12 protein-coding genes are annotated in these 13,854 nt (G+C 68.8%); 7 read left to right on the top strand and 5 right to left on the bottom strand.

The features are described from left to right. Window positions 1-16: 16 nt before the first annotated feature. Window positions 17-943 (bottom strand): putative sugar O-methyltransferase, encoded by a 927-nt coding sequence (locus K228_RS0106020; RefSeq protein WP_025617609.1) that lies wholly within the window; start codon window positions 941-943, stop codon window positions 17-19. Window positions 944-1,220: 277 nt separating this feature from the next. On the opposite strand from K228_RS0106020, the gene K228_RS0106015 reads away from it, so the two are divergent. From K228_RS0106015 to K228_RS0106005, 3 genes are all read left to right on the top strand, one after another. Beyond that, entirely contained in the window at window positions 1,221-2,240 is a 1,020-nt protein-coding gene (locus K228_RS0106015; RefSeq protein ID WP_029723381.1) for a methyltransferase, read from the top strand. Next, window positions 2,237-3,394 (top strand): glycosyltransferase, encoded by a 1,158-nt coding sequence (locus K228_RS0106010; RefSeq protein WP_025617607.1) that lies wholly within the window; start codon window positions 2,237-2,239, stop codon window positions 3,392-3,394. Before K228_RS0106015 ends, K228_RS0106010 begins: the two co-directional genes overlap by 4 nt. A gap of 177 nt (window positions 3,395-3,571) precedes the next feature. After that, entirely contained in the window at window positions 3,572-5,134 is a 1,563-nt protein-coding gene (locus K228_RS0106005; RefSeq protein ID WP_025617606.1) for an alpha/beta hydrolase, read from the top strand. A gap of 84 nt (window positions 5,135-5,218) precedes the next feature. Here the strand turns inward: K228_RS0106005 and K228_RS0106000 are convergent, their stop codons facing one another. Further along, a complete protein-coding gene (locus K228_RS0106000; RefSeq protein WP_025617605.1) occupies window positions 5,219-6,016 on the bottom strand; it encodes a VOC family protein in 798 nt (265 codons plus the stop codon). Window positions 6,017-6,085: 69 nt separating this feature from the next. After that, window positions 6,086-6,496 carry a VOC family protein gene (locus K228_RS0105995; protein WP_025617604.1) on the bottom strand — a complete coding sequence of 137 codons (411 nt, stop codon included), beginning with the start codon at window positions 6,494-6,496 and terminating at the stop codon, window positions 6,086-6,088. A gap of 226 nt (window positions 6,497-6,722) precedes the next feature. Here K228_RS0105995 and K228_RS0105990 point away from each other — a divergent pair, with 226 nt between their 5' ends. Both K228_RS0105990 and K228_RS0105985 read left to right on the top strand, forming a co-directional pair. Then, window positions 6,723-7,043, top strand: a complete 321-nt coding sequence (locus tag K228_RS0105990) for a non-heme iron oxygenase ferredoxin subunit (RefSeq protein ID WP_025617603.1) — start codon at window positions 6,723-6,725, stop codon at window positions 7,041-7,043. A gap of 106 nt (window positions 7,044-7,149) precedes the next feature. Further along, window positions 7,150-8,919 carry an ABC transporter ATP-binding protein gene (locus K228_RS0105985; RefSeq protein ID WP_025617602.1) on the top strand — a complete coding sequence of 590 codons (1,770 nt, stop codon included), beginning with the start codon at window positions 7,150-7,152 and terminating at the stop codon, window positions 8,917-8,919. 85 nt (window positions 8,920-9,004) lie between these two features. Here K228_RS0105985 and K228_RS0105980 read toward each other — a convergent pair whose 3' ends face one another. Together K228_RS0105980 and purB are read right to left on the bottom strand one after the other, a co-directional pair. Then, window positions 9,005-9,406, bottom strand: a complete 402-nt coding sequence (locus K228_RS0105980) for a GNAT family N-acetyltransferase (protein WP_025617601.1) — start codon at window positions 9,404-9,406, stop codon at window positions 9,005-9,007. Then, on the bottom strand, window positions 9,390-10,676 hold the full coding sequence (gene purB / locus K228_RS0105975; protein WP_080671546.1) for an adenylosuccinate lyase: 1,287 nt from the start codon (window positions 10,674-10,676) through the stop codon (window positions 9,390-9,392). Before purB ends, K228_RS0105980 begins: the two co-directional genes overlap by 17 nt. 353 nt (window positions 10,677-11,029) lie before the next feature. Between purB and K228_RS0105970 the strand changes: the two genes are divergently transcribed. Then, on the top strand, window positions 11,030-12,337 hold the full coding sequence (locus K228_RS0105970) for an amidase (RefSeq protein ID WP_025617599.1): 1,308 nt from the start codon (window positions 11,030-11,032) through the stop codon (window positions 12,335-12,337). Then, complete coding sequence (locus K228_RS0105965; RefSeq protein WP_029723380.1) at window positions 12,334-13,836, top strand: type I glutamate--ammonia ligase; 1,503 nt, start codon at window positions 12,334-12,336, stop codon at window positions 13,834-13,836. Before K228_RS0105970 ends, K228_RS0105965 begins: the two co-directional genes overlap by 4 nt. Window positions 13,837-13,854 lie beyond the last annotated feature (18 nt).

The following is a 13,854-nucleotide window of genomic DNA, read 5'->3' as shown; positions in this document are numbered from 1 at the left end:
TCGCCGGTCCGGCCGGTCAGCCACTGCTGTCCGATCGCTTTCTGCGGTAGACGGCCTGCCAGTAGAAGCTCCACGGCACAGCCCACGCATCAACGACATCGCGCCAGTCGGGTCCGGGCCGGTAGGCCGCAAGGAACCCGGGCACGGCGGCCCGCACCGCCTGGTCATCGTGGATATCCAGGACCTGACGCAGTAGACCGGTCTCCATCGCCCGCCATCGGGCCTCGTCGCCCTCCACGTGCCCGTCCAGGCTCCGGTCCTGGTACTTGCCAACGGGGTTCTTCACATACAGGGCCGCGCACCGCCGGTCGATCAAATCGAGATAGCAGCGTACGGTCTCTGGGGTCATTTCGGCGAACGAGTTGATGTTGATACCGAGGTCGAAGTCGCTTTCGCTGAGCGCCAGTCCCACGTCCCCGGCCTCCACCGGGACGAAACGGAGCTTCGCGAACTGAACGTCGTCCAGGACCACACGCAGATAGCGACGACTGAATCGCATGGTGCTGCGCAGATCCACGATGCAGTACGCGGCGATGTCGTGGTTCGACAGCAGGGTGTGACAGGTCCGTCCGTAGCCGGCTCCGATCTCGAGCACCCGGGAGCCCCGCAGGTCGACGCTCCGCTCGATGAACCCGACCTCGAGCGTGGCCTGTAGGTAGTCCAGGCAGACCTGCATTCCGTGCCACCGCACCGCAACCGGATCACCCACCTCACGCCGGGCCGTCCGACGTAACCGCGCCCAGTCGTCCGGTTCAAGGGTGGTCGCCAGATTGTGTACCAGCGTCTTGAGATAGCGCACGCCGTTCACCTCAGGGTCCCACAACGACATCTTGTGGTTCGGCCGCTCCGACTTGAAGTGCGTGAGATCGACCGCCGCCTCCTCGGTGACCCAGTGCCGAGTGATGCGTTCCCACTGTCGGCTCGCTCGGTATACACCTGTCATCTCGACCGTCTTTCGCCCGGGGAAGGTAGTCGAAAACGCTCTTCTGCGCTCGACGTGTGGACGTACTCGATCTCGACGGAGTCTGACATCCGGTCCGGCACACCACAACTCCACAGTTGTGGTGTGCCCACGTTCAACTGACTGTCGTCGACAGATGAACAGTTTTTCGGGTGCTCCAAAAACGGGCTTGAACACACTCTCGAACAGGCAACAGAAGGCCGATAATGGCCTCGAAGCGGGCCACCGCGGGCCATCCCAACAGTGGAGGGACGACGCAGTGCCAGAAAAGGTAAATGTCGACTCACTCAGTGACCTGGCGACACCGTGGAGCCTACGCGTGGTGGTAACCCTGGGCGTGGCCGAGCAGTTGGCGGCGGGAGTCACCGAGATCGGGGAACTCGCGCGCCACATAGAGTGTGACCGGGACTGCCTGGCTCGGGTCCTGCGCCACCTGGTCGGCAGGGGCGTCTTCGAGGAGCCGGTCGAGGGTGAGTTCGCCCTAAACGAGGCGGCCCGTTCCCTGCTGAGGTCCGGCCCGCTGCACGGCCTGGCTCTGGACGGTCACGGTGGCCGCAGCGCCGCCGCCTGGAACGGACTGCTGGCGACGGTGCGGACCGGAGAGCCCGGCTACCAGACTGTCTTCGGTCGCTCTTACTGGGCCGACCTCGATGCCGACTCCGACCTCGCGGCCAGCTACGACGCGAACATGGGGCGGCGGGCCGGCGAGGCATCGGACCCGGCTGTCCTCCTCGACGACACCTGGTCTCAGGTCCGCCACGTCGTTGACGTGGGCGGTGGGACCGGCGAGACGCTCGCCGAAATCCTGCGGGCCCGGCCGACGGTCCGCGGCACCCTGGTTGACCTGCCCCGAACAGTCGCCCGGTCCACCGAGGTCTTCGCGGCCGCGGGGGTTGCCGACCGGGCCACCGTCCAGGGGCAGAGCTTCTTCGACCCGCTTCCCGCCGGAGCCGACGTCTACCTGCTCAAACGCCTGCTCTTGGACTGGCCCGACGAGCAGGCTGTCGCGCTGCTCACCCGCTGCGCCGAGGCCGCGGCACCGCGCGGCCGCGTGGTCGTGATCGGCGGGGTCTCCCCGGGGCGAGCGGCCGCCTCGGCCGGGCTACTGATGATGGTGCAGACCGGCGGAAAGCCCCGGACCCTGGATGAGTTCCGGGACCTCGCCGCCCGCGCCGGCCTCGCCGTCACGGCATCCGGTCACAGTCCGTCGGGCCAGTTCGTCACCGAATGCCGCCCCGAGGCTGGCAGCACCGCAACGAAGACCAACGCCCAGCGATGAGATTCCTCTTCCTCACCACTGGCAGCCACGTCACCGTGTACGCGATCGCCGCCCTGGCCCATGCGGTACGCAACGCGGGGCACGAGGTACTGGTGGCCACGAACGAGCCGCTCATCGACGCGGTGGAGACGGTCGGCCTACCCGGGGTGTCGATCACGTCGGAGTCGATCCGGCGCTTCCTCGCCACCGTCGACTCACCGCACGAGGTGGTGGTGACCGGCCGCGGACTGGGCAGGATGGCCGCCGCCACGCTGGCACGCCTCAGTGTGCTGGCGCAGGACTGGACGCCGGACGCCATCGTCGGTAGCTCGATGAGCTACGCGGCGGGACTGCTCGCCGCGGCACGGGAGATCCCCTTCGTGCGTCACATCGAGTATCTGCGAATTCCGATGGCGGAGATCGACCCGGTGGCGGCGGAGGAGCTCGCGCCAGAGCTGAGCCGCCGGGGTCTGGCCGGGCTGCCCGAGCCCGACCTGTTGGTTGATGTCAGCCCGCCGTCGCTACGGTCGTCTTCTGCCACCGACGCGCACCCCATGCGCTACGTGGCCACGAACCCCCAGCGCCGCCTCCAGCGGTGGGCATACACCCGCCCACAAGGCCGCCCCCGGGTGTTGATCACCTCCGGAACGCACCATCGTATGCTCGCCGGCCGCTCACTGCGACGGCTGGCGAAGCAGCTCACCGCCGTAGACGCCGAGGTGGTGATCGCGGCACCCACTCGGGTCGCCGAGGAGTTCGGCCCGACGACGGACGGCATCCGGATCGGTTGGATCCCGTTGGACACCGTCGCACCCACCTGTGACCTGGCCATCCACCACGGCGGCGCCACCACCACGATGGCTGTCATCACCGCCGGGGTGCCGCAGGTGATCACTCCCCCGAACACCCACACCAGGGCGATCGCCGACGCTCTGTCCACCTTCGGCGCCGCAGTGACGATCCCCGCCCCCCACCAGGCCGACCACGAACTGGCGGACGTGCTGGCCGCTCGCAGCCGAGAGCTACTCGCCGACCCCCGGTACGCCCGGCAGGCGCAGGCCCTCGCCGCCGAGCTGGCCGCACTTCCGACCCCAGCCGACATCGTCCGGACAATGGAGACACTGGTTGCCGCTCGGCGAGATATCAACAATCCGAATGATCCGACTGACGAGTAAAGGCACTTACATAGGTGCCGTTACAGCATTAACTGCCCCCTTTACTCCATGTCAACACGGAGCACCGTCCGCATTACCACCTGCCGTCAAAAGTTCGACAATTGCGAACCTGACCCGGTAGGGTTCAGCCGCCTCACCGCTGTTGGGTCCAAAGCCCACGAGCAATCTGGGGGAATAGTGAAGAGACTTTTCGCCGGTGCGACCGCAGTCGTACTGGGCCTCACGGCACAGGTCATCGCCGTCGCCCCGGTCGGGGCGACACCGACGGCCGGCAGCACCGCCCGGCCAACCAGCCCAATCTCCTGGTCCCCCTGCCCAGAAGACGACCCGATAATGGAGGACTACCTGGTCGGGCTGGAGTGCGGCTCCCTCGCAGTGCCGCTTGACCACTCCCGACCGAGGGGCCAGAAGATCACCCTAGCCCTCACCCGAGCCAAGCACACCGCGCCGGAGTCCGAGTACCAGGGCGTTGTCCTGCTGAACCGGGGTCAGTGGCCCGGCACCATCGGACGCGACCTACCCACCCGATTCGCGAAGGGCTGGAGCGGGCTGCCGACCGAGGTGGGTTCGACCTACGACTGGATCGGCTTCGATCCCCGCGGCGTCGGAGCGAGCGAGCCGTCGATCACCTGCGACCCCACCTACCTGTATCCGGGCGAAGCACGGCCCGACTACGTTCCGGGCAACCCGGCCGAGGAACGGGTGTGGACGAAACGGGCCCGCACATACGCCGAGAGCTGTGGCGAGAAGTACGGCGACACCCTCCGGCACTTCCGGACCACCGACTCCGCGCGGGACATGGATCTCATCCGGGCCGCGCTCGGCCAGGAGAAAATCAACTATCTGGGCTACTCCTACGGCACCTACCTCGGCTCGGTCTACGCCTCCCTGTTCCCGAACCGGGTGCGCCGAATGGTACTGGACAGTGTGGTGCAGCCAAGCACCGTCGGATACGCCTCGCTGTCCCGGACGAATGCGGCCTTCGAGCGGCGGGCTCAGATCTTCTTCAGTTGGATCGCCGAGCACGACTCGTACTACCACCTGGGCGACACGGCCGCGGAGGTCGAGGCGAACTACTACCAGGGCATGGCCGCAGTCCGGGCGGCACCGATCGACGGCCAGATCGGCCCGGCTGAATACAACGACATCTTCGCGGTGAACGTATACCGCACCTACGTCTGGACGTACCACGCACAGGTGCTGGCCGACTGGGTGCTGCGGGGTGACCCGGCCGGGCCGCGGCAGAACTTCGGCGGCGAGCCGGGCTTCCCGGCGCAGAACACCCACGCCACGTACCGCGCCGTGCAGTGCATCGACGGCTACTGGCCCCGGCGCTGGAACCGCTGGCACACCGACCTGAATCGCCAGTACCACCAGGGAGACCGCTTCATGACCTGGAACAGCGCATGGTACAACGCTCCGTGCGCGTTCTGGCCGGTGCCCGCCCGCCGGCCGGCGAAGGTCGGCGACCGAAATGCGAACATCTTGCTGATCCAGGCGGAGTACGACGCGCTCACCCCGGTGGCCGGCGCCCACGAGGTGCACCGGCGGTTCCCGAACTCCCGGCTGGTCCTGGAGCGCGGTGGCGTCTTCCACGGCGCGTCCCTGACCGCCAACGCCAACGGGTGCCTCAACAGCCACGTCACCGCCTACCTGCGAGACGGGACCCGCCCAAGCGCCACGACCGGCGTTGACGCCACCTGTGACGCGAACCCGCCACCAGTTCCGGAAGCCGGCTGACCAGGATGCTCCACAGGTCCGCCGGCGCCACCTCGGGCCGGCGGACCTGGCTCCGCGGTGGTTGGCGCGTCGGGGTCCCGCCCACTACCCGGCGGTCACCTTCCACAGAAAGCCATCCGGATCGGTGAAGAAGCCGGCGTAGACTCCCGACCCGGATTTCGCAGCCGGGGCGACGACCCGGCCGCCAGCAGCGGTCACTGCCGACAGTAGGGAGTCGACCTCGTCCGGCGCGGGCACCATCCGTTCGAAGGCCGCCGCCCGGAAGTCGGCGCGGTCCTCCTTCGTTCCGACATCCTTCGCCAGCACCTTTCCGTCCATGAGGCCCAGCCGGCAACCGGTCGGCGTGGGCTGGAAGTCGATGTACTTGCTGCCGTAGTCCCGATCGACCACCATGCCCAGGGACGCATAGAAAGACTTGGCGGACTTCGTTGCAGCGACGCCGAGGAGGACACCGACCTCATCCGGCACCGGTGTCTCCTCGGCCGGCCCGGTCGCCTTCGCCTTCGCCGAGGTCAGCTTCCATACCGCACCGTCCGGAGCCTGGAAGGCGCCGGAGAAGCCGGCGAACATGGCCTTCTTCGCAGGCTTGAGAACGCTCGCGCCCTGCCGGGCGGCGGCGTCCAGGATGCTCCGCACCTCGTCGGGCTGACTGACGACATAGCTGAGGACGTAACCGCGATAGTTCGGTGCTGCGGGCTCCGCGTGCGCCTGCGCCGCCAGCTCCGCAACCGGGCACACGGCGAGCCGGGCCACACCGTGCAGATCCAACTCCACCCGCTCGTCCTGCTGACTTACGGCGGTTGGCGAGAACACGGACTGGTAAAAGGCGCGTGCGGCTTGCGCGTCGGTTGCACCGAGCATGATCGTGTCAGGCAACAGCATGATGGTGATGGCCTCCTTGGCATCGGTGGGCTTGCGATCCACGGGGGAGATGACGCTTCCGCGCGGAGCTCAACCCGCCTGCTGGATCCGGATCAGGTTGCCGGCCGGGTCACGGAAGGCGCAGTCCCGGACCCCGTAGTCCTGATCGATCGGCTCCTGCACCACCTCGGCTCCGCTGGCCTGCACCCGCTCGAACACCTCGTCGAGGTTGGGGGCGGCGAGGAGAACCCCGGCGTACGTGCCCTTCGCCATCATCTCCTCGATCGTGCGCCGCTCCTCGTCGGTGATCCCGGGGTCGGCCGCCGGTGGTTGGAGCACGATCGAGGTCTGCGGCTGGCCGACCGGGCCCACCGTGACCCACCGCATCCCGTCGTAGCCGACATCGTTTCGAATCTCGAAGCCCAGGACTTCCCGGTAGAAGGTGATCGAGGCGTCCGCATTCTCGTGCGGCAGAAAGCTCGAGTGGATGGTGATGTTCATAGCGCTACGCTAACGGCCGCCCGACCCCGACGCTTCTTGATTCCTGATCCATTCTCCCAGGTCACCGGCGGGAGCCGGAGGCTCCAGCGGGCTTCGACTCCCGCTCGGCCCCGGCCTGAGGCCCGACGCGCAAGGTGGCGGGGTCGGCTCCCGTCCGGCGGACGAGCCCCGTAACCCGCGATCCGGCATCCGGGGCGAAGTGCAACGTGGTCGAGAGGAGTGGTCGATGGATTTCGTCAAGGTGTGCCCGGTGACGGCGCTCCCGGCCGAAGGCGCGGTCGGGGTAAAGGTCGAGGGCCGGGCGGTGGCCGTGGTCCGTAGCGGGGGACGGGTGTACGCGATCGACGACCGGTGTTCCCATGCGGAGGTTTCGCTCGCCGAGGGCGAGGTGTACGACGGCACAATCGAGTGCTGGCTGCACGGCTCCTGCTTCGATCTGGGGACCGGCGAGCCGACCAACCCCCCAGCTACCCGACCGATCGGTACCTATCGAGTACGGGTCGAGGGTGGGGATGTCTACGTCGCCCGCGGTGGCGGCCAGCCCTGACCGGCGCGGCACACCGGCGCCCCGGTGATCTGCCGACGCCCGGCGGCCACTGGCCAGGACGACCCGACGACACGCCGCGCCGACACCGGCCGGTTGAGGAGGCTGGGTGACCACCGCTGCCCCTGATGTGCCGGTACGGCGCATCCTCCGGCTGTTCCGCCCGTACGGATGGAGCCTGGTACTCGTCGCCGGCCTGGTCGGCCTCTCCTCCCTGTTCTTCCTGGTCAACCCGTTCTTGATCCGAGAGATCCTGGATGTGGCCCTACCGGAGGGCCGGACGGGCCTACTCACCGTCCTCGCAGCTGGCATGCTCCTCGCGGCCGTCGCGAACAGCTCGGTCGTCGTCTGGCAGACCTACCTCTCCACGAAGGTCGGCGAGCAGGTGATGCACGATCTGCGCGCCGCCGTCTACGGGCGCCTGCAGCGGATGCCACTGGCCTTCTTCAGCCGGACCCGCTCCGGCGAGGTGCAGTCGCGCATCACCAACGACATCGGCGACATGCAGGCCACCGTGACCACCACCGCGACGACGCTGGTCTCCGACGTAACCGTGGTCGTGGCCACGGTCATTGGGATGCTGGTGTTGGATTGGCGCCTCACCATCGTGTCACTGGTAATGGTGCCGTTCTTCGTCTGGGTCGGGCGACGGGTTGGCAACCAGCGCCGCCGCATCACCCGCGAGCGGCAACGCCAGGCTGCGGCGATCTCCGTGATTGTGCAGGAATCACTCTCCGTCAGCGGTGTGCTGTTGGCCCGGACGATGGGCCGCTCCCGCTCGCTGACCGATATCTTCACCGCAGAGTCGCGGCTCCTGTCCGACCTGGAGATCCGCTCACACATGGCGGGCCGCTGGACCCAGGCGACGACCTGGATCGTGTTGGCGTCGATGCCGGCGGCGACGTACTGGGTGGCGGGACTGAACGGTAGCGGCGGTCAGGCGGCGATCTCCATCGGCACCCTGGTCGCCTTCACGACCTTGCAGCAGACTCTGCTGCGGCCGGCGGTCTCCCTGGTGGAGGTCGCCGTGGAGGTGCAGACCTCACTCGTCCTGTTCGCCCGGATATTCGAATACCTCGACCTGCCCGTCGACCTCGACAAGCCGGCGGCTCCCACCCCCTTCGCGAAGCCGCGTGGAGAACTCCGGCTCCGACAGGTCAGCTTCACCTACCCCGACGCGGAGCGGCCCACGCTCAGCGACGTCGACGTGACGATCCCCGCCGGCCACCGCCTGGCGATCGTCGGCGAGACCGGGTCCGGCAAGACCACTCTCGGCTACCTGATCCCACGGCTGTACGACCCGACGTCGGGACGGGTGACAATCGACGGTACCGACGTGCGGGAACTGCCGGCGGAGGCGCTGGCGGCCACGGTTGGAATGGTCTTCCAGGAGACCTACCTGTTCCACACCTCGGTCGCCGAGAATCTGCGGTTCGCCCGGCCCGACGCGACCGACGACGAGTTGGTGGCGGCCGCGAAGATCGCACATATCCACGACCACCTGCTGTCGCTGCCGAACGGCTACCACACCGTGGTGGGTGAGCGGGGGTTCCGGTTCTCCGGCGGGGAGCGGCAGCGGCTGGCGATCGCCCGGACGGTCCTGCGCGACCCGCCGATCCTGGTGCTCGACGAGGCGACCAGTTCTCTGGACAACCAGACCGAAGAGGCCGTCACTCGGGCCATTGATGCAGCCAGCACCGGTCGTACCACGATCACGATCGCGCACCGGCTGTCGACGATCCGCGACGCGGACGAAATCATCGTGCTGGATGCCGGCACCATCGTCGAACGCGGTACCCACACCGAGCTACTGGAGCTGGGGGGTCACTACGCGATGCTCGTCAGCCGCGAGGCCGAGGTGCCGGCAGACGCCCGCTAGGCGCTGCACACACCCGGACAGCGGACACCGACGGGAGGGGCCGGAGGGCGGTCCACCGCCGCTCGTCGCTGGTCACCGGTGCCCGCTACGGGTTACGCACCCAGGCCGAGTTGTGCCGGGTGAAGCCGATGTGTGGGTAGTAGTCGGCTGCGCCCGGCGCCGACAGCAGGACGATCTTCGCCTGCGGCGCCTCCTGCTGGGTCGCCGCAATAAGGGCCCGGCCGATGCCGGACCGTTGATACGCCCGGTCCACGGCGATATCGGAGAGGTACGTCACGTAAGCGAAGTCGGAAATGCTCCGCGCGATTCCCACCAGCTTGCCCCCGGCCCGACAGGTCAGAACCAGGTTTGCGTTTCGCACCATCGCGGCCAGCCGGCCGGCCTCCGCGATCGGCCGCCGCGCACCGAGCCCCGACGATCGATACAACGCCAGGACCGCACCCAGGTCGAGGTCGACGCCGTCTTCGCGTTCAATGTGCCAGGTCACGGAGGTTTTCCAATCGCTTGCGAATGACATCGTGGTGGACCAGGAATAGCTCCGGGCGCAGCGGCGCGACATCGATGCCCTCGGCCCTCAGCAGGGTAGCGAAATCTCCGGTGCCGGCGACGGCGCCGTTCGCGGCGGCCTGCACCGACCGGTAGGCGCGTTCCCGCTCGGTGCCGCCCGCCAGCAGATCGGCCAGGACCGCGGAGCTGTAGACCACACCGCCGTTCTGATCAACCGTGGCCCGCATTCGGTCCGGGAAGACCTCCATCCCCGCCACCAGATCCGCAGCGCGACTCGCCTGGTAGTGGGCAACGATCATCGCGTCGGGTAGGACCACCCGCTCCACGGAGGAGTGGGACAGATCCCGCTCGTGCCACAGCGCCACGTTCTCCAACGTCGTACCCGCGTACCCGCGTAGCAGCCGGGCCAGCCCCACCAGACGTTCGCTGGTGGTCGGATTCCGCTTGTGCGGCATGGCGCTGGAGCCCTGGTAGCCGACCGTGCGGCGCTCCTCCACCTCGCGGACCTCGCTGCGCGAGAGCAGTCGGACCTCGGTGGCCACCTGCTCCACGCAGGCACCCAACGTGGCCAGGGCGTGCAGCAGCTGTGCGTGTCGATCCCGGGCCACGACCTGGGATGGCGCGGGCTCTACCCCGAGGCCGAGCTCGGCGCAGACATGCTCCTCGACGAAGGGGTCGATGAGCGCATAGGTCCCGACGGACCCGGAGATCGTGCCAACCGCGACCTCAGTACGCGCCGCTCGCAGCCGCCGCACGGAACGGTCCAACGCGAAGGCGAAGCCCGCGAGCTTGTGACCGAGCGTGGTGGGCTCGGCGTGCATGCCGTGGGTACGGCCGATGCAGACCGTCCCCCAGTGCCCGAGCGCCTGATCCACCAGCACGCCGCGCAGCCGCACCACCGCCGCAAGCAGCACGTCGCAGGCGCGGGCGAGGGTAACCCCCAGCGCGGTGTCCACCAGGTCGTAACTGGTCATGCCGAGGTGGACCCAACGGGCTGAGTCCGCGGGGATGTCCTCGCAGAAGGCCGCGAGGAAGGCGAGAATCTCGTGGTCCCGCTGGCGCTCATGCTCGGCCACCCGCGCCACCGACGGCACCCGGGCTCGCTGGATGTCGGCCAGGGCCGGCTCGGGGACCCGGCCCAGCAGTGCCTGCGCCCGGGTCGCGAGAAGCTCCACCTGCGACCAGGTGGTGTAGCGTGCCTCGTCCGACCAGAGGTCGGCCATCTCCGGCAGAGAGTAACGAGAAATCATGACCATGACCCCCTAACGAGAACCGAACCCACAAGCCGCAGAGTAGCGATTCTTCCGGCGTGCAGTACAGCACTGATCCAAAACTTATCCATACTTGCCTCCTGGGCTTCCGTAGCTTTTCGTCAGTTGAACAAAGCGGTCCCGAGGAGTACCGAAGGTATTTTCTTCGGAGTTGCCATCCGGACCACCACGCCCTCCCCGCAACACTTGCCCGACGAGCGACTGTGGCCTTTATTTGGGTGGTGCCCGCATTCACGCTTCCCACCATTCGAACCCCGGTTTGCCGGTCTGTCCGGGAGACGAGACAGCTGTTTCTCACCGGCGGTTCGACAGTTGCCGAGCATCTCGGGAACGTGCTCGCGGCCGTCGGGGAGATCGACCCGACGATCCGGGCGTTCGTCGCGGTCGCCGACGACCGCGCCCGGTACGAGGCGGAGGCGGCCGACCGGCTTCTCGACACTCTCGGCGAGGTCGCCTTCCGAGAGCGGCCACTACTCGGGATCCCGATCGCGGTCAAGGACCTCATCCAGACCCGGGACCTACCCACCCGACGCGGGTCACTGGTGCCGAACCGCCGCCCGGCGGTGGACGCACCGGCGGTGGCCCGGCTCCGGGCGGCGGGCGCCATCCTGGTGGGCAAGACCGCGACCTCGGAATACGGGTGGAGCGCCAGCACGGTAAGCCGGGTCGCCGGCCCGACCCGCAACCCGTGGGCACCGGAGCGGACCGCCGGCGGGTCGAGCGGCGGCTCGGCCGCCGCGGTGGCAGCCGGGCTGAGCACCGCGGCGATCGGTACCGACGGGGCTGGGTCGATCCGCATCCCCGCGGCATTCTGCGGGGTGGTCGGGTTCAAGCCGTCCTTCGGCCGGGTCCCCTACGTGCCACCCGGCGCCGAGCGCCTGTCCCACCTGGGGCCGCTGGCACGCGAGGTCGCCGACATCACCGTCCTGATGGCGGTGCTGGTCGGACCGGACCGCCAGGACCCGGACTCGGTGGCCGGAGCGGTCACGCCAACGGCCGCCCCGGCCGCGCTACGGATCGGCTGGCTCGAGTTCCCTGGGACGACCGACGAGGTCCGTGCGGTCACCGGCATGGTTGAACCGGTGCTGGCCCGACTGGGACACCGGGTCGAACGCATCGCGGTGCCGTTCACCGACCCCTACGACGCGCTCGTGGACCTCCTCGCTGCCGCCGAGGCCGCTGCAGCGGCACCGACGGAAGACCAGCTCTGCGACCCGGGCCGGCTTGCGCTCGTCCGGTACGGGCGCACGCTCACCGGCGCCGCTGTCCTCCGCGCCGAAGAGACCCGGATGGCACTGCGGGCCCGGCTGCACCGCGTGATGGAGCGCTACGACCTGCTGGCGATGGCGACCGTCCCGATCATGCCCTTCGCCGCCGACGCCGTCGCCCCGCCCGCCACCACTGACCCGCAGGGCCTGCGGTGGCTCGCGTGGTCACCCGCCACCTACCCGTTCAACCTCACCGGCCAGCCGGCCCTCTCCCTGCCCGCCGGCGTGACGCCCCACGGGCTCCCGGTCGGGGTTCAGCTCGTGGGGCGCGTCGGCGACGACGACCTGGTGCTCCGGGCAGCCAGCCGGCTGGAAGCGGAGCTGGCCCGCCCGACGCCACGGCCGGGCGGCGACTTCCAAGGAGAGCGATGACGATGTCCAGAACCTGGTCCCTGCCCGGTAGCGACAGCGGCGTCGGGCGGCCCTCGTTCGTGGCCGAGTTCGGCCACTGGAACGATGAACAGATCGCCGCCGCCGAGAAGGTCGAGGCTGCGCTCGACGAGGTCGACCTGGTCCGGGTCGTCTTCGGTGATCCGCACGGGTTGGCCCGCTCCAAGACCGTGCCGGCGCACGTCTTCCGTACCGTGCTGCGCAACGGCCTGGACTTCAGCCCCGGGCCGTTCCTCTTCGATACCGGGCACGCTGTCGCCGTGGACTTCCGCACCGACCCCGGCGTCGGGGTCGCGGAACTACTCGGCGCCGGTGACTTCGTCCTGGTCCCGGATCCACGCACGTTCCAGGTGCTGCCCCGCGGGCAACGGCGGACCGCGTGGGTGGTTGGCGACGAGTACCTCCGGGACGGCTCGCCACACCCGCTGGCGACCCGTCACCTCCTGCGCCGGGTCTGTGCCCGCTACGCGGAACGCGACCTGGCACCCGTGATTGGACTCGAGGTCGAGTGGTACCTGACTCGCCTGGTCTCCGGTCCGGTGGGTAACGCGGGCAACGGGTTCGGCCGGCAGGGGGCAGCCCCGGCGGTGGCGGCGATGAACGCCGGATACCAGTTCAACCTGGACAGCTACTACGACGTCGTGGCCGACATCGCAGACCCCCTGGCGGCCATGCTCATGGCACTCGGCCTGCCATTGCGCACCATCGAACACGAATCCGGGCCGGGGCAGTTGGAGACGACCTTCGGCCCGATGCTGGCGCTGGCGGCGGCGGACGCCATGCTGCTGTTCCGGACCCAGGTCAAGCAGGAGTGCCGGCGCCGCGGCTACCACGCGTCGTTCATGACCCTCCCCGGGCTGGAAGGGTTCGACCCAAGCGGGTGGCACCTGCATCAGTCGGTCGTCGACACAACGACGAACCGCAACCTGTTCGAGCCGGAGGACGGCACCTCGGGCCCCCTTTCTGCCGCGGGCGAGGCCTACGTGCGGGGGCTGCTGGCCCACGCACGCGAGTTCTGCCTCTTGTCCGTCCCAACCGTCAACGGCTACCACCGGTTGGCGCCGCGGTTCCCGCTCTCTCCCACCTCCGTCGACTGGCGCGAGGAGGACCGCAGCGCCATGGTCCGGGTGTTCAACGCCGGCAGCGCGACCCACGTCGAGAACCGGATCGGGGAACCGTGCGCCAACCCGTACCTGGTCATCGCCGCGCAGCTACACGCGGGCCTGGCCGGGCTGGACTCGCCGGGTGCCGCGGCGGCTGGTACGCGGGCCCCGGCGCTGCCAGCCTCCTTTGACGCGGCACTGGCCGCCTTCGGCGAGAGCACCCGTGCGGAGGAGTTGCTCGGCACGCCACTGAAGAACTGCCTGCGCAAGCTCAAAGAGAGCGAGGCGTCCCGGTTCCGCGCCTGGTGCGCGACGGAACACCCGGCGACCGATGTCGTCACCGAGTGGGAGCACCGCGAGTACTTCGGGACCTTCTGACCACCCGGCCCCATGGGC

The sequence above is a fragment of the Salinispora cortesiana genome, from assembly GCF_000484695.1.
GTDB classification, from domain to species: domain Bacteria; phylum Actinomycetota; class Actinomycetes; order Mycobacteriales; family Micromonosporaceae; genus Micromonospora; species Micromonospora cortesiana.
This window is presented reverse-complemented; position numbering and strand designations above follow the sequence as displayed.